This is a genomic window from Ammoniphilus sp. CFH 90114, assembly GCF_004123195.1.
Taxonomy (GTDB): domain Bacteria; phylum Bacillota; class Bacilli; order Aneurinibacillales; family RAOX-1; genus YIM-78166.
On record NZ_SDLI01000008.1, the window covers coordinates 1 to 16,823 of the forward strand.

At 44.8% G+C, this 16,823-nt stretch carries 15 protein-coding genes; 2 read left to right on the plus strand and 13 right to left on the minus strand.

The features are described from left to right. Positions 1-131: 131 nt before the first annotated feature. From EIZ39_RS17360 to EIZ39_RS17385, 6 genes are all read right to left on the minus strand, one after another. The gene (locus EIZ39_RS17360; RefSeq protein WP_129201363.1) at positions 132-839 is read right to left on the minus strand and encodes an ABC transporter ATP-binding protein; all 708 of its coding nucleotides are present in this window, start codon (positions 837-839) and stop codon (positions 132-134) included. A gap of 26 nt (positions 840-865) precedes the next feature. Then, entirely contained in the window at positions 866-1,648 is a 783-nt protein-coding gene (locus tag EIZ39_RS17365; protein WP_129201364.1) for an ABC transporter ATP-binding protein, read from the minus strand. After that, the gene (locus tag EIZ39_RS17370; protein WP_129201365.1) at positions 1,645-2,937 is read right to left on the minus strand and encodes a branched-chain amino acid ABC transporter permease; all 1,293 of its coding nucleotides are present in this window, start codon (positions 2,935-2,937) and stop codon (positions 1,645-1,647) included. Before EIZ39_RS17370 ends, EIZ39_RS17365 begins: the two co-directional genes overlap by 4 nt. 12 nt (positions 2,938-2,949) lie before the next feature. Further along, positions 2,950-3,915, minus strand: coding sequence for a branched-chain amino acid ABC transporter permease (locus EIZ39_RS17375; RefSeq protein WP_129201366.1), 966 nt, complete (start codon positions 3,913-3,915; stop codon positions 2,950-2,952). Between the two features lie 190 nt (positions 3,916-4,105). Continuing rightward, a complete protein-coding gene (locus tag EIZ39_RS17380; RefSeq protein WP_129201367.1) occupies positions 4,106-5,332 on the minus strand; it encodes a branched-chain amino acid ABC transporter substrate-binding protein in 1,227 nt (408 codons plus the stop codon). A 320-nt stretch (positions 5,333-5,652) separates the two neighbouring features. Further along, positions 5,653-7,419 (minus strand): adenine deaminase C-terminal domain-containing protein, encoded by a 1,767-nt coding sequence (locus EIZ39_RS17385; RefSeq protein ID WP_164985151.1) that lies wholly within the window; start codon positions 7,417-7,419, stop codon positions 5,653-5,655. Positions 7,420-7,597: 178 nt separating this feature from the next. On the opposite strand from EIZ39_RS17385, the gene EIZ39_RS17390 reads away from it, so the two are divergent. After that, on the plus strand, positions 7,598-7,912 hold the full coding sequence (locus EIZ39_RS17390) for a YgaP family membrane protein (RefSeq protein WP_129201369.1): 315 nt from the start codon (positions 7,598-7,600) through the stop codon (positions 7,910-7,912). Next, positions 7,905-8,033 carry an EYxxD motif small membrane protein gene (locus EIZ39_RS27570; protein WP_255433988.1) on the plus strand — a complete coding sequence of 43 codons (129 nt, stop codon included), beginning with the start codon at positions 7,905-7,907 and terminating at the stop codon, positions 8,031-8,033. Before EIZ39_RS17390 ends, EIZ39_RS27570 begins: the two co-directional genes overlap by 8 nt. On the opposite strand, the gene purD is transcribed toward EIZ39_RS27570, so the two are convergent. From purD to purQ, 7 genes are read right to left on the minus strand one after another with little or no spacing between them, the layout of a single operon-like run. Next, a complete protein-coding gene (purD, locus tag EIZ39_RS17395; RefSeq protein WP_129201370.1) occupies positions 8,017-9,291 on the minus strand; it encodes a phosphoribosylamine--glycine ligase in 1,275 nt (424 codons plus the stop codon). The genes EIZ39_RS27570 and purD overlap by 17 nt on opposite strands. A gap of 18 nt (positions 9,292-9,309) precedes the next feature. Beyond that, a complete protein-coding gene (gene purH, locus EIZ39_RS17400) occupies positions 9,310-10,842 on the minus strand; it encodes a bifunctional phosphoribosylaminoimidazolecarboxamide formyltransferase/IMP cyclohydrolase (RefSeq protein WP_129201371.1) in 1,533 nt (510 codons plus the stop codon). Next, positions 10,839-11,441: a phosphoribosylglycinamide formyltransferase gene (purN, locus tag EIZ39_RS17405; protein ID WP_129201372.1), complete on the minus strand. Its 603-nt coding sequence runs from the start codon at positions 11,439-11,441 to the stop codon at positions 10,839-10,841. The genes purH and purN overlap by 4 nt, the downstream gene beginning before the upstream one ends. Further along, positions 11,438-12,481, minus strand: a complete 1,044-nt coding sequence (purM, locus tag EIZ39_RS17410; protein ID WP_129201373.1) for a phosphoribosylformylglycinamidine cyclo-ligase — start codon at positions 12,479-12,481, stop codon at positions 11,438-11,440. Before purM ends, purN begins: the two co-directional genes overlap by 4 nt. A 15-nt stretch (positions 12,482-12,496) precedes the next feature. Beyond that, positions 12,497-13,933 carry an amidophosphoribosyltransferase gene (purF, locus tag EIZ39_RS17415; protein ID WP_129201374.1) on the minus strand — a complete coding sequence of 479 codons (1,437 nt, stop codon included), beginning with the start codon at positions 13,931-13,933 and terminating at the stop codon, positions 12,497-12,499. Beyond that, a complete protein-coding gene (gene purL / locus EIZ39_RS17420) occupies positions 13,918-16,092 on the minus strand; it encodes a phosphoribosylformylglycinamidine synthase subunit PurL (RefSeq protein WP_129201576.1) in 2,175 nt (724 codons plus the stop codon). The genes purF and purL overlap by 16 nt, the downstream gene beginning before the upstream one ends. 46 nt (positions 16,093-16,138) lie before the next feature. Continuing rightward, on the minus strand, positions 16,139-16,822 hold the full coding sequence (gene purQ / locus EIZ39_RS17425; protein WP_129201375.1) for a phosphoribosylformylglycinamidine synthase subunit PurQ: 684 nt from the start codon (positions 16,820-16,822) through the stop codon (positions 16,139-16,141). Between the last annotated feature and the right edge of the window lies 1 nt (position 16,823).

The window sequence follows — 16,823 nt, forward strand, 5'->3', positions numbered from 1 at the left end:
GTTTCGTTCATATCAAGGGATCTCATGTCCGTTTGAGTTCCAAACACAACGATTTTAATTCAATTAACGCACCTGATGTCCGCAAAAAATAAAGGACGTAAATCCTCTAAAGGATTCACGCCCTTCTCTCTTTATGACAAATATGCTTCTTTAACTTGCGTATTCGTCAGCAACTTGCTTGCTTCATCCTGTAGGATAATCTCTCCAGTCTGAATAACATAGCCGCGATGAGCCACTTGCAGAGCTTGGTTCGCATTCTGCTCAACCAATAATATAGTCATGCCTTCTTGGTTGAGTTCCTTAACGATGCTAAAAATCTGTTCAACAAGGATGGGAGCCAAACCCATCGAAGGTTCATCAAGCATAAGGATTTTTGGTCTAGACATCAATCCGCGGGCAATAGCAAGCATTTGTTGTTCTCCTCCGCTCATCGTCCCGCCCTTTTGATTAATTCTTTCCTTTAACCTAGGGAAATAATGAAAGGCTCGTTCAAATCCTTCTTCTATTAACTTCTTATCCTTTATACCGAAAGCTCCCATTTCCAGGTTTTCTTTCACAGTCATCTTAGGAAAGATTCTTCTTCCTTCCGGCACGTGAGCAATTCCGTAGGATGCTGTAATATGCGGGGGGATGTTGGTAATATTCTTCCCATCATAGATGATAGAGCCCTGTTTCGTATGGACTTGACCGCAGATGGCTTTCAGTGTGGTGGATTTCCCTGCACCGTTGGAACCAATCAGCGTCACGACTTCACCTTGATTTACTTCTACACTAATCCCCTTCAGGGCATGAATCCCCCCATAATAGGTGTGTACTTGATCTATTTTTAATAGTGCCATCTTCTCACCTCTATTCAGCTTATGACCTAAGATGCTTCCTCTTCGTCGCTCTTACCTAAGTACGCCTCAATGACTCGCTTATTATTACGGATCTCTTCTGGGTTTCCTTCAGCAATCTTCTGACCATAGTCTAGGACATGAATATTCTCACTTAGTTTCATGACTAATTTCATATCATGCTCAATTAACACGATCGTTAAGTTCAATTCATCTCGAAGACGGAAGATAAACTCTGTGAGTTCTACCGTTTCGCGTGGATTCATCCCTGCTGCCGGTTCATCAAGTAGAATGATCTTTGGCTGGGCTGCTAAGGCACGAGCAATCTCCAATCGGCGCTGAAGACCGTAAGGAAGGCTCTGAGATTGATCGTTGGCGATATGCTCAATCCCTACATATTTCAGAATACGATAGGCTTCTACCCTTACACGCTCTTCCTCATGCTTTACCTTTCCGAAGTTCCCCAGTATTCCCATAAGGCCTGATTTTAACTGTGTATCCATTCCTACCATCACGTTCTCAAGAGCTGTCATTTCTTTAAAAAGTCGGATGTTTTGGAAGGTACGGGAGATCCCCTTCGAGGCAATAATATCTGGGCGAAGTCCCTTGATACTCTGACCGTCTAATAGAATATCTCCCTCATCTGGAATATAAAAACCTGTGACCATGTTAAAAAATGTCGTCTTCCCTGCTCCATTCGGTCCGATAACAGCCGTAATCGTCCCTTTTTCAATATTAACACTCACGTCGTTTACAGCGGTCAAACCGCCAAAACGCTTCGTGATCCCTTTGATTTCTAATACATTACTCATGAGCTCTTCCTCCCTTGCTGGGCCTCAACCTGTGCTAGAATTCCAGTTTGCGGCAGAGTCTGATCCAACTCTTTTACCTTGTCCAAATCAATCTCCGGACGCTTCGCTGGGATAATTCCCATGGGTCTAAATATCGCAATACTTATGAGAATAAGACCAAAGATTAAACGTTGGAACTTAGAAGGGTCCAACTCATTCGGGATGTTAATCACACCCGACATGCTTAATTGCTGCAGCCACTCGGAAATCTCTTGAAGGACGGATACATTCAGTACCGTGATAATCGCTCCACCGACAATAACGCCTGGAACACTACCATTCCCTCCAAGAATAACCATAACTAGAATACTAATGGATTGCATGAGGATAAAGCTTGTTGGGTCGATAAAGGTTTGTTTTGCTGCAAAGATAACGCCTACGATCCCGGCAAAGGAAGCACCCGTAGCAAAAGCAAGCAGCTTCGTCCGAACGAGCGGAATTCCCATTGCTTGAGCGGCTAGCTCATCTTCACGAATAGCAATCCAAGCCCGACCTAATCGAGAATTCTCTAAACGCTTATTCGCGATAATAATAACGGCAATTACAATTAAAACAAGATAGTAATAATGCGTCGATGTATTAAACTGAAAGCCGAATAACTCAGGTTGAGCTACCGCAGGGATTCCCCGAGGTCCATTCGTAATATTGATAGGCTTATCTAAGTTATTAAATACAATACGGATAATCTCACCGAAGCCTAGTGTAACAATCGCTAGATAGTCCCCTTTAACTTTTAGTACAGGAAGACCAAGTAAGATTCCAAAAATCGCAGCAACCAATAAACCGATTAATAGAAACGGCCAGAACCATTCTCCCCCAAGAGGAAACTGCATAAAGGCTGGCATAAAGTTATTAGCTTGTGCAGTAGCAAAGATGGCGTAAGAGTAGGCACCCGCTGCAAAGAAGGCAACATAGCCTAAATCTAGTAGACCAGCAAAACCTACTACGATATTCAGACCTAGCGCCATCGCAATGTAAATCCCTACGTTAGACGCAACCTCCATATAGTATTGGTTACCGCCAGAGGCAAAAGGCAATAGGATAGTAAAGATAAGCACCCCTACTATAATACGAGTTTTAGTAGGTATCTTGTTGGAATAATAAAGGACTAAGAAAGAAAACAAGAGCATCAGGAAGGCTATAATCGATTTGGCTGCAAAATGTAGCCAGAGCGATGCCACAAGTAAATAGATGCTTATAAAGCCATATTGGGCTGATTGGTTGGATAGTAGTGCTTTCACTTTTTCCATGGTTCGCTTCACCTACACTTTCTCTTTCACTGCTTCTCCGAACAATCCTTCTGGCTTAAATAGCAATACAAGGATTAAGAGCGAGAAAGCTAGTACGTCTTTGTATTCAGCACCCATTGCTCCGTGTGTTAAAGGTTCTAGATACGCCGATCCAAAAGATTCAAATAAACCTAGCATGACTCCACCAAACATAGCTCCCTGAATATTGCCGATTCCTCCTAATACTGCGGCTGTAAATGCCTTAAGACCAAGAAGGAAACCTATAAATGGATTGATCGTAGAATAGTATTGAGCGTAAAGTACTCCTGTAGCTCCGCCAAGTCCTGATCCGATAAAGAAGGTAATAGCGATAACTTTGTTTACATTAATTTGCATGAGGGAAGAAGTCGATTGGTCTTGGGCTACGGCTCTCATGGCCTTTCCCCATTTCGTCTTGGAAACAAACATCTGCAAACCAATCATCATAATAATGGCAGAAGCCATGATAATAATAGATTTATGTGGTAGGATAGCAGCATCAGTTAAATTGATAGATTCAGTAAATAATTGCGGGCTGTTTAAGAAGAAGGCTCCGCGATGCAGTCCCTCAACTAAACGAACAAGATCCTGAAGTAAGAAGGATACACCAATAGCTGAAATAAGCACGACTAGGCGAGGCGATTTACGGAGTGGACGATAGGCAATCCTCTCAACTCCAACTCCTAGTGATCCGGTAAATAAGGTTGCAATGAGTAGTGCGCCGAATAAGGAGAGAAAAGGATTCATTCCTTCTAACATACCTGTAGCTTGTAATAATAACAGAACTTCCGTTCCAACGAACGCTCCCACCATGAAAATTTCACCATGCGCAAAGTTGATTAGCTCCAATATCCCGTATACCATGGTATACCCTAGAGCGACAACCGCATATAAAAACCCTAACGTGAGTCCGTCGATGAGAACCTGTGGCAATATCGCAATATAAAAATCTAGACCCATACGGTTACCTCTTTTCTGCTTGTATTTCAATGGTTATTAGTCTTTTTAGGAAAAAGAAAGGAGCGACTTGGCGTCGCCCCAGTTGGCGTTTAGGGTTGGGAACAATCCCTCCCCCCTACGCATAAGTGCCACTGGACTCTCGGCTTACAAGGCTTACCGATTAGCCCAAGTTCTTAGCCTCTTTCAGCAATTACTTGATTTCTGCGATTTGATCTGCAGGATATGCACCCTTCTCAAAGCTCTTAATGAATACAGATGCGTTTACGTTGTCACCCTTCTCATCAAAAGTAGTTGTGGAAAGGATACCTTTGAAATCCTTTGTTGCAGAAATCGCAGCATTCAACTGTTCACGAGTAGGCTTCTTGCCGCCATTATCCTTAATCGCTTGCTCTAGTCCGTTCAACACTACTAAAGCGGCATCATAACCATAACCAGCGAAAGCACCTGGATCTCTATTAAAGGAGGTCTTGAAGCGATCAACCCAAGCTGGACCGTCAGCAGATGCTGTAATGTCTCCTGCTACAGAAGTGATGCGGGCTAACTTCACAGCTTCGACACCAGCAGCGGTTACGAATCCACCATTATCAAGACCGTCTCCACCAAGGAACATGCCATCATATTGCTTATCCTTCAACTGCTTTAAGAACTGACCACCTTGTGCATACATTCCCCCGAAGAAAACAGCTTGGGAGTTAGAAGCCTTGATCTTGGTTACTAGTGTATTGAATTCCATCTCTTGTGCACTTACGGATTCGTGAGCAATAACTTTAAGTCCAAGTTCTTCTGCTTTCTTCTTCATCTCGATCGCTAGACCCTTACCATAGTCAGTGGCGTCATCGATGATGTATAAAGACTCAAGTCCCGAATCCTTAATAAATTGAGAAGCTGCTGGTCCTTGGTTGTCATCACGAGCACAAATACGGTGGAAGGTCTTCCAACCATTCTGGCTCAATTGAGGGTTCGTGTTCGAAGGAGATACGACCGGTAATCCTGCTCCCTCGTAAGTCGTTCCAGCTGCTGCCATAACCCCTGAGTTCAAGTGACCTACTAAAGCTAATACATCTTGATCTGTTACAAGGGCCTTCGCATTGGTTGTACCTGTAGCTGGGTCAGCCTTGTCATCCTTAGGAAGCAATTGAAGATCAAATCCCATGGCCTTGAACTTCTCTGCATTGTCCTTAAGTGCAAGCTCTGCTCCCAACTTGATGTCTTCACCCATCTCCGCATTCTCACCAGAAAGTGGACTTTGGGTTGCAATCTTGATGACCGCGGATCCACCGCCACCGCTGCTTGCTGGCTGTTCTGCTGGCTTGTCACCGCCACCGCTTCCTCCCGTTTGTGTAGATCCACCGCAGCCGCTCAAAATCATACCGATGGAAAGAACAAGAGATGCAGCTAAAAACGACCTTTTTCTCATCTTTTGTAGTACCCCCTCTAATATCTAATTAATTAGTACATACGTTTATTTTATAAGTTATTTGAAAATTTGCAAGAGAAAAAAACAACTTTTTATAAATAATTTTTTCTCTGTTTTCATTTTTACAAAATTAAGGGAAATCGCTTTCATTACTGATATATCGCATATTACAAAAAGTCGTTCTCTAACTATATTCTATAAATAAACTTGTTTTGCAAATTAGTTTTAGCGCTTTTAAGCAAAAAAGCCCCTTCATACTCTAGAGTATAAGGGGGTGGCTTGATAAAATCTTACTTCCTGTTAGATAATCTATCACTATTTTATAATCTCCTGGCCGGGTAAAGAGGTCGTCCCTCCTTAATGGAATACAACCCTTGTGCCGTGAGTCGCAAATCTGGTAAATGTGTTGCAGATAAAAAGAATAAAGTATACAACGGGTCAATATGACGATGTCCTCTGACCTTTAACATATCCACTAAATTCGATGTCTCTGCCATTAAATCATGCATATCCAAAAGGCTCATCTTCCCACTTAAGGGTAAATCCAAGTGAAAAAGATCCTGATTCCCTTCCTTTAAAACGATTCCTCCCCCACGAGAGAGAAGGTCATTCACAGCTTCAACCATGCTATCTTTACACTGCCCTACGACTAATACATCCTGTGAAGCCGTGTATGTCGTAGCTAAAGCATCCAATCGGTCTGCAAAGCCTTTGATGATTCCATTCGTAATCCAATTGCCAAATTGGTCAATTAAGCTTACGTAACAATAACCTTCTAAGTCCTTTGTGTTTAAGCCCGTCTCAGGCAATATCACATCAGAGCGCTTGATAATCGCCGCATTCACCATTTCCAGCACAGGAATCTCAGTCGTATCGAGATTTAAGTCTAAGCTCTCCCGTTGTAATCTCCATGATTTTTTCATGGGATTGAAGTTCATTCGATCCCAATCACACAGAGGCCACTGTTCCGTCAGTTTTCCTTTCTCAGCCACCATTCTACCATCGGCCATTACGCTTAAAGGTTTAGGTTGGTGTACATTCTCCAAAAATACAATGTCGGCTATGCGGCCTGGTGCAATACCACCGATCTCTTGATCTAATCCATAATAGACAGCCGGATTTAATGTGGCCATCCGATACGCTGTTAGAGCCGGGACACCGCTCTCTAAGGCTAATTGGATTAAGTAATCCACACATCCGCTACGATGAAAGGGAGGCATAGAGCCATCCGTTGTCACCATAAGGCGTGACGCCGCAGCCGAATTAAAGTCGAACCCTATCTCCTTTAATCCAGAAAAGATTTCAGGCAGATCTGGTCGTATCGAGGAGTGACGCAACGTTGCGTACATCCCTAACCGAAGTCTTCTCATCACCTCTTGCGCATTAATGGCTTCATGGCAGGCTGTTACTCCTAAAGCAGCCATGGCATTCAGCGTATCAACAGATGCCCCCGGGTTGTGACCTTCTATCCTCTTCCCTAGGTTCCTCGTCATTACAATGCCATTCAGCATGGACTCGTCTCCTGCTAGTAGATTCGGCCATGACGTCAATTCCCCTGCTTGTAAGACACGATCATGCTCGAGCCACTTAAGCAAATTTCCCTCCGTGAATTTGGCTAACATCTCAGGTTGAGTACTTTGCGGGTCAAGTCTTGTCCACCAGAAATTCTTGATAGGCAAAGAAGAACAGTAATCGAAAAGGTAGTCGTACTCCTCTCGGCCCATGTTTAGATAAAAAATTAAGTTATCGCTGATTAAGGTGGTCGTCCCAAGACTTAAAGCAAATTCACTAAAGGCTTGTACATTATAAAGCTGAAAAGGGTGAGCATGGGGTTCTATGTAACCAGGGGCTAGGACATACGATGAGGCATCAATCTCCACTGTATTGGAATCGGTTAAGGGTGCCTTTTCCCCTACATAAGCAATACGATCTTCATACAAGATAACATCAGCCCGTTCTACTTCACCCGTGTATACATTGATAATCTGTCCATGACGAAGCCAGGTGGTGGCTGGTCGTTTCCTACGGGACACCTCTATGAGACCTAGAATCTTAGCCTGATCTAGAGGGCGGATGGGTTTAGGCATAACACATCCTCTCCTTACCTTTTTTATCCACATTGTATCACAGGCACAAGGCGTAAGTATTCTTTTCTCCAGATAACAAACACTACTAATAAAACAAGACTGCCGGTGGGTGAATAACAGGAATATCTCCTGCTAACACACCACCTCATAACGTGCAGCCTTATTCCTTGGAGGTCTTATGAAAAAAAATGTAGGCACCATCGATGCCCTGTTGAGGATTTCTCTAGGTTTTTTTGCTTTTGGCTGGGGGATTTCGAGGATGGTACGCAAGCCGTATAGCGCGATGCCTTTTTTTATTACTTTGATGGCTTCACAGAAGATCGCTGAGGGTATCACTCGTTTCTGCCCTGGACTTGCCTTGCTTGGCTTGAACACGAGGGATGTAAAAAAGGAAAGAAAAATGCCCCCATCTACAAACTATTACGCCAGAAGAAAAATAGAACCCCCTCTCACTGCACCTACACAGTTTGAAAGGGGGGATATCCATGAATAGTGCCCAAGTACTTGAGATGGCAGGCGATAATTTCTTCGTCATAGCCTCTGTTCTTGGTTCTATTGCTGTGATTGTTTGGTTGTTTGTGCGAATTAACAAAAAAGCTAAAGGTCGTGTCTAACGAGAGCCTTCTTCGCGATATCCTTACGGTAATGTGCACCATCGAACGAAATTTGTTGAACCGCCTGATAAGCTGCATCACGCGCTTCTTTTACCGATTGGCCAATGGAGGTCACACCAAGGACTCTTCCTCCATTGGTCACCACTTTCCCATCCTTCAGTTCTGTGCCCGCATGGAACACCATCGCTTGATCTCCGACTTGATCCAATCCGGTAATTTCCTTGCCCTTTTCATAAGAGCCTGGATAACCACCAGATGCCATGATGACGCAAACCGCTGCTTCTTCTTTCCACTGAACATCTAAATTATCAAGCTCACCAGCCACACCGGCAATAAGGACATCTAAAAGATCCGTTTTCAAGCGTGGCAGAACCACTTGGGTCTCAGGGTCTCCGAAGCGTGCGTTGTACTCAATGACCTTCGGCCCTTCCTTCGTAATGATTAAACCGGTATAAAGAATTCCTCTAAACGAGCAGCCTTCCTTAACCATCGCTTCTGCTGTAGGTACCACAATGTCTTTGACAATCTGTTCCACCAGACTCTCCGGCATATGAGGGACAGGAGAATACGTACCCATACCGCCTGTGTTAGGTCCCTTGTCATCGTCATAGACAGGCTTATGGTCTTGAGAGGGGACCATAGGCTTGACGGTGGTTCCATCCACAAAGGATAACAACGTCATCTCTTCACCTTGAAGGAATTCTTCAATAACCACTCTGGCTCCCGCAGATCCAAAGATTTCATCTTTCATAATATGCTGAAGCGCCACCTCAGCCTCCTCAAGTTTGAAGGCAACTGTTACCCCTTTCCCTGCAGCAAGACCGTCCGCTTTCACTACAATCGGAGCACCCTCCTGACGCACGTAAGCAAGAGCTTCTTCATAACTGTCGAAGGATTCATACTTCGCTGTTGGAATGGCGTACTTTTTCATCAGATCTTTGGCAAAGGTTTTGCTTCCTTCGATTAGAGCTGCCTCTTTCTTCGGACCAAATACAGATAAACCTTGCTCTTCAAAATAGTCCACAATCCCAGCTAACAGAGGATCTTCAGGACCCACGAACGTTAAATCGATTTTTGCTTCCTTTGCAAAGGCAGCAAGCTTTTCAATTTCCATGGCGCCAATCGGAACGCATTCTGCCAGTTCGGCAATACCCGCGTTTCCTGGAGCACAATAAATTTTTTCAACTTTAGAGCTTTGAGATAGTTTCCACACGATGGCATGCTCGCGCCCGCCGCTTCCAATGATTAATACCTTCACGGGAGATCCTCCTCATTATTAGTGTTTGAAATGACGAACCCCTGTTAACACCATGGCGATGCCATGTTTGTTCGCTTCTTCAATGGAGTCCTTATCACGGATCGAACCGCCTGGTTGAATAATCGCCGTAACTCCCGCTTTTGCCGCTTCCTCGATTGTATCTGGCATCGGGAAGAACGCGTCAGAAGCTAGTACGGAACCTTTAGCTTTTTCGCCGGCTTGAGCAATGGCGATACGAGCAGAGCCTACACGATTCATCTGACCTGCTCCTACTCCAATGGTAGAGGAGTCTCTAGCTAATACAATGGCATTTGATTTCACATGCTTCACGACTTTCCATCCGAATAGCAATTGCTCCATTTCATCCGCTGTCGGCCTTCTATCGGTTACAACTTGAAGATCGTCTTCTGTTACTTGCTTGATATCCTCTTCTTGAACAAGTAGGCCGCCTTGTACCGAGGATAAACGAAGAACGGCTTTTTGATCCGCCTTTACTTCACCTAGTTTTAGCAATCTCAGGTTCTTCTTCTCTTTCAACACTTCTAGCGCATCCTCATCAAAATCAGGAGCCATGATGATCTCAAGAAATAATTCCTTCATCAAGAGAGCTGTAGCCTTATCAATCACTCGATTCGCAGCAATAATTCCTCCGAAGATGGAAACCGGATCGGACTCATACGCTTTCTCGTAGGCTTCTAGAATCGTTTTTCCTGTCCCTACTCCGCAAGGATTCGTATGTTTTACCGCTACAACAGCTGGCTCGGAGAATTCCTTCACTAATTGGAGGGCTGCATCCGCATCGTTGATATTATTGTAAGACAGCTCTTTTCCGTTCAATTGTTCGGCTGTACTTAGTGTTCCTGCTCCTGCCAACGGAAGCTTGTAGAAACCAGCCTTCTGGTGAGGATTTTCTCCATAGCGAAGGTCCTGAACCTTTTCAAATGTAACAGTATACTGATCTGGCCATTCAACTCCAACCTGCTCGGTCAAGTAGTTAGAAATTAAGGAATCATAAGCCGCTGTATGACGGAATACTTTCGCCGCTAAACGACGACGAGTTGCAAGACTAACGTCTCCAGCCTTCATTTCCTCAAGTACGCCAGCGTAATCCAACGCATCTACAACGACGGTTACAAACGCATGATTCTTCGCTGCTGAACGAAGCATGGTAGGTCCGCCGATATCGATGTTTTCAATCGCATCCTCATAGGTCACGTCCGCTTTGCTAATTGTTTCCTTAAACGGATAGAGATTGACGACAACTAAATCAATGGGCTGGATGTTGAGCTCTTCTAATTGCTTCTGATGCTCTTCTTTATCGCGAATCGCAAGTAGGCCGCTGTGAATGTTCGGGTGAAGAGTTTTTACTCGTCCATCAAGAATCTCAGGAAATCCTGTCACTTCAGAAATCCCCGTTACCTTTATTCCCTGTTCCTTTAACAGCTTGGAAGTTCCTCCTGTAGAGATAATCTCCACGCCGAGTTGTTCAAGCCCCTTCGCAAATTCTACGATACCCGTTTTATCTGATACGCTGATTAACGCTCTTTTCATCTGATCTCTACCTTTCTTCCGTTTAATTCAACTCTTCCATCTGCTATCCATCCGATGACTTCAGGCAACAGCTCATGCTCCATCTTCTGTATCTTCAAAGACAAGGAGTCTTTGGTTTCTCCGTTTTCTACACACACCGTCTTCTGGGCAATGATCGGCCCTGTATCCATTCCTGCATCAACAAAGTGAACCGTAATTCCCGTTACCTTTACCCCATACTCTAACGCTTGTCCCACAGCATCCTTCCCAGTGAAGGCTGGCAGAAGAGATGGATGTAGATTAATCATTCGACCCGAGTAACTAGAAAGAAGGGTCACTCCTATTAATCTCATATAGCCTGCAAGTACAATCAAGTCAACCTGGAAATCCTTTAGCTTTTCTAAAATCATTTCTTCGTACGCTTGCTTATCCGTGAACTCTTTGGGGTTAAAAGAAAAAACAGGAATGGATTCCTGTTCAGCCCTCTTTATAACAAGCGCACCCGGACGATCACATACCAATAGCGCAACTTCTATATTTTTTAATCGCCCTGCTTTTGCTGCCTCCATAATGGCGGCAAAATTGGAGCCAGATCCAGATGCAAAGACGGCAATTCTCATCCTTGGTTTCCTCCAACAAGACGAACCCCTGTTCCCCCTTGAACAACAGATCCGATACGATAGGCTGTCTCTCCAAGAGAAGCTAATTTATCCAGCACAGCTGCACTTTCCTGCTCAGAAACGACGAGAATCATCCCAATCCCCATATTGAACGTACGATACATGTCGTATTCAGAGATGTTTCCTTTTTCTTGAATGAGATCAAAGATAGGAAGAACGGGCCAAGTACCGAGCTCAACTTGGACTTCCACACCTTCAGGAAGGACGCGTGGGATATTGTCATAGAATCCGCCACCCGTGACATGAACCATTCCCTTCACTTGATATTCTTTCAAGAGTTCCAAGAGAGGCAACACATAAATCCGAGTTGGTGTAAGAAGGGTGTCCCCGAGTTTTCCACCTAAGGATTCCACTTCTGTGTGCAATGTAAGTCCCGCATCTTCTAATAGCACTTTACGGACTAATGAAAAGCCATTGCTATGAACGCCGCTAGAAGGAAGACCAATCACCACATCACCCGGTTGGATCGTGCTTCCATCGACAAGCTTTTTACGATCAACCATACCGACCGTAAATCCCGCGATATCATATTCTCCATCCGCATACATCCCTGGCATTTCTGCTGTTTCTCCACCAATCAAGGCGCATCCAGACAACTGACAGCCATCTGCAATCCCCTTAACAATGGCTTCAATCTTTTCTGGCAACACTTTTCCGCAAGCAAGATAATCAAGGAAGAACAACGGCTCAGCGCCTTGAACCACTACATCATTCACGCACATGGCTACGGCATCAATTCCAATCGTATCGTGCTTATCCATTGCAAAGGCAATCTTTAGCTTGGTCCCTACGCCGTCCGTACCAGAGACCAGGACAGGCTCTTCATACTTCTTCATATCCGGTTGAAACAAAGCTCCAAAACCACCCAATCCTGTTAACACTTCAGGACGGAAGGTCTTCTTTACATGCTTTTTCATCCGTTCAACCGCTTCATTCCCTGCATCTATATCAACACCAGCATTACGATAGGCATCGCTCATATCCACTTGTCCTCCTTAGCTTGACTTACTCAAAGTTGCACAGCGGCTATCCGCTTCCTCGTCCTCGTAGATTTCCGTAGGGTACTGGCCTGTAAAGCAAGCCAAGCAGTGACCGCTATTGAGTTCTTCCGAGTTTCGGCCTACCCCTTCCATAAGTCCCGCTACAGAAAGGAAAGACAGGCTATCTGCGCCTATAAATTCACGCATTTGTTCGATTGTTTTCTTAGCAGCAATTAACTCTTCTCTTGTAGAAGTATCAATCCCATAGAAGCAAGGATTCATAACAGGAGGGGAACTAATTCGAACGTGAACCTCGGTTGCCCCTGCTTCACGGAGCATACGTACGATTCGCCCGCTTGTTGTCCCTCTTACAATCGAGTCATCAATCATGACAACTCTTTTCCCTTCAACGACCTTACGTACAGCACTCAGCTTCATTCTTACCCCTTGAGCACGAAGCTCTTGGCTTGGTTGAATAAACGTTCTACCGACATATCGATTTTTGATTAATCCAAGCTCATAAGGAATGCCAGTGGCCTCTGCATAACCGATTGCTGCAGAAATACTAGAATCAGGTACCCCTGTTACCACATCTGCTTCAATATAGGCTTCCTTCGCTAGTTGTCTTCCTAATTGCTTACGCGCTTGATGAACGTTGATTCCGTCAATATCGCTGTCAGGTCTAGCAAAATAAATATATTCAAACGAACAGATCGAACGTTGCGTATTCCCAGAGATTCGCTCTGAACGTGTACCTTCCGCATCGATAACGAGCATTTCACCCGGTTCTACTTCACGCCAGTATTGAGCGCCTATCACATCAAAAGCACAGGTTTCAGAGGAAACCACATACCCTTCTCCGATTCTGCCCAAAGATAAAGGACGCAAGCCATTCGGATCAAGTGCTACGATCAATTTGTTTTCTGTCATGATGAGAAGAGCATAAGCTCCCTTGATCATGCGAAGCGATTCACGAACGGCATCCTCAATTCGATCATAACCAGAACGGGCGATCAAGTGGGCAATAACTTCAGTGTCACTTGTTGTTTGAAAGATGGAACCTTGACGTTCCAACTGATGTTTGACCTGCTTAGCGTTAACTAGGTTCCCGTTATGCGCCAAAGCAAGATTCCCTTGACTATATTTAAAGATAAGAGGTTGAGCATTTTCAATTCGGCTATCGCCAGCCGTGGTATAACGAACATGACCAATGGCCATATGCCCTTTAATCTCTTCTAATTCTTTATTGCCAAACGCCTCTGTAACCAGACCCATTCCCCTGTGATAGGAAAATTTCTCTCCATTAGAAGCACAGATCCCTGCTGATTCCTGACCACGGTGCTGAAGGGCATGTATGCCATAATAAGTGAGCTGGGGAGCATCGGGATGACCGAACACCCCGAACACTCCACACTCTTCATTTAATTTATCCCAAATTACGTCATCAAACATGGAATCGCATCCTTCCAGGCTGTCTTTGCCTTGGATAGTGGTTGTTGAATGATTGCTTGACCATTGACTCGAATCGTTAATTGATCTCCGGATACATTCCCTAACTTCGCTACAGGAACACCATAGCTGTTGGCTAAAGTTTGAATTTCCTCTGCATCTGCAGCTGTTGCAGTGAGAAGAATACGAGATTGGGTCTCACTGAACAACGCAAGGTCTGGACGAAGATCTGTCGATAGATCTACTTCTGCTCCGATATTTCCGGAGATGGCACTTTCCGCTACAGCTACAGCTAATCCACCCTCAGCCAAGTCATGAGCAGACTTCACTAGCCCCTTGCGAATGGCTTCTAATGTAAGCTGTTGAAGCTTCTTCTCCACCTCAAGATCGATTTGAGGAGGACGACCCTCAATACGGCGTAATTGTAGCTTCTGGTACTCCGAGCCGCCTACTTCCGCTTTGGTTTCCCCAAGAAGTAAGATGATGTCTCCTTCTGCCTTGAAGGATTGCGTTGTGATATGATCCATATCGTCAATGAGACCGACCATCCCAATGGTTGGTGTAGGATAAATGGCTACGCCATTGGTTTCATTGTATAAGCTTACGTTTCCGCCGATGACCGGAGTATCTAACTGACGGCAAGCTTCACTGATTCCATCGGCTGCCTTCTCGATCTGCCAGAAGATTTCTGGCTTCTCTGGGCTTCCAAAGTTAAGGTTATCGGTAATGGCCAAAGGCTTCGCACCAGAGCATACGACGTTACGCGCCGCTTCCGCCACCGCAATGGCTCCACCATGATACGGATCAAGGAATACATATCGTCCATTACAATCCGTCGTCATAGCTAAAGCTTTACGAGTTCCACGGATCGCGACAACAGCAGCATCGGAACCTGGATGAACAGCTGTATTGGTACGCACCATATAATCATACTGACTATATACCCATTCCTTGCTGGCAATGGTTGGAGCGGATAATAATTGAAGTAAAGTTTCATTATAATCTGTTGTTTCTTCAAGCTCTGAAGCATCTACGTTGGCAAACTCTTCATAGTAAGCCGGCACCTTAGATGGCTTATGATAAACGGGTGCATCCTCCGCTAATTTATCAACAGGAATGTCAGCAAATACTTCTCCATGATGCAAGATACGAAGACGATTGTCATCGGTTACGCGACCGATCACGACAGCATGAAGACCCCACTTTTCAAAAATCTTATATACTTCTTCTTCCGTTCCTTGTTTGGCTACAACGAGCATCCGTTCTTGAGATTCGGAAAGCATCATTTCATAAGCCGTCATGCCCACTTCCCGCTGAGGAACAAGGTCAAGATTCAGTTCAATTCCGTTGCCTGCTTTACTTGCCATCTCTGAGCTCGAGCTGGTAAGTCCTGCCGCACCCATATCTTGAATCCCTACTACTAATCCTGAATCAATCAATTCTAGCGTAGCTTCGAGCAGCAGCTTCTCCATGAATGGATCCCCTACTTGAACAGCCGGACGCTTCGCTTCAGAACCTTCACTCAATTCTTCAGAAGCAAATGTAGCTCCATGGATACCGTCTCTACCCGTAGCTGCTCCTACATAGATAACAGGGTTGCCGATTCCTTTCGCTACCCCTTTTTGAATTTGATCATGGTTGATAAGTCCAACGCACATCGCATTAACTAAAGGGTTTCCGTCATAACTAGGATCGAAATAGATTTCTCCGCCAACGGTCGGAATTCCGATACAGTTTCCGTATCCAGCGATTCCTGCTACTACATTTTCAAACAAGTATTTGGTACGAGGGGTTTCAAGCTCTCCGAAGCGCAAAGAATTGAGCAAGGCGATGGGACGTGCTCCCATTGAGAAAACGTCGCGGATAATTCCGCCCACACCCGTAGCCGCCCCTTGATAAGGTTCAATTGCTGATGGATGGTTATGGCTCTCAATTTTAAATACAACCGCTTGATTATCCCCGATATCCACGATTCCTGCTCCCTCTCCAGGACCTTGAAGAACTCGTGGACCACTTGTAGGGAAACGCCGAAGAACAGGCTTGGAATTTTTATAGCTGCAATGCTCAGACCACATTACGCTGAAGATCCCCGTCTCTGTATAATTCGGTTTACGCCCTAAAATTTCTACGACCTTGTTGTATTCCTCTTCCGTAAGACCCATTTCACGATAGACTTGTTGTTCTGCAATCTGATCAGGGGTAGGCTCTCTATGCTGCACCGTTCTTCTCCCTCCAGTACTTAAGAATTGAAGTAAACATGCGCTTACCGTCCTCAGAGCCTAGCCATTCATGCACAGCACGCTCAGGGTGAGGCATCATACCTAAAACATTACCGTTCTCGTTCATAATTCCAGCAATCTCTGCAATCGATCCATTCGGGTTATGCCCTTCATAACGGAAGATAATGCGGTTGCTTTCTTCTAGCTCTTTTAACGTTTGCTCATCACAATAGTAGTTTCCGTCTCCATGAGCAATCGGAATCTTAATCCATTCTCCTTCGGTATAATCCAGGGTAAATGGCGTTTTGTTGTTTTCTACTTTCAAGTCCAGCATTTCACAACGGAACTTCAAGCTCTGATTACGGCGAAGCGCTCCAGGAAGGAGTCCAGCCTCTGTTAACACTTGAAAACCATTGCAGACACCAAGGACTAATTTTCCTGCTGCAGCTGCTTTTTTCACTTCTTCCATCGCAGGAGCGAAGCTCGCCATTGCACCAGGACGCAAGTAATCCCCATAAGAGAACCCTCCTGGAATGAGGATCGCATCATACTTTGAAAGATCTGTTTCCGTAAACCATACATAATCGACCGGTTGGCCAAGCGTATCCTCGACCCCTTTATACATATCGATGTCACAGTTGGAACCTGGAAATACAATCACCGCGAAATTCATG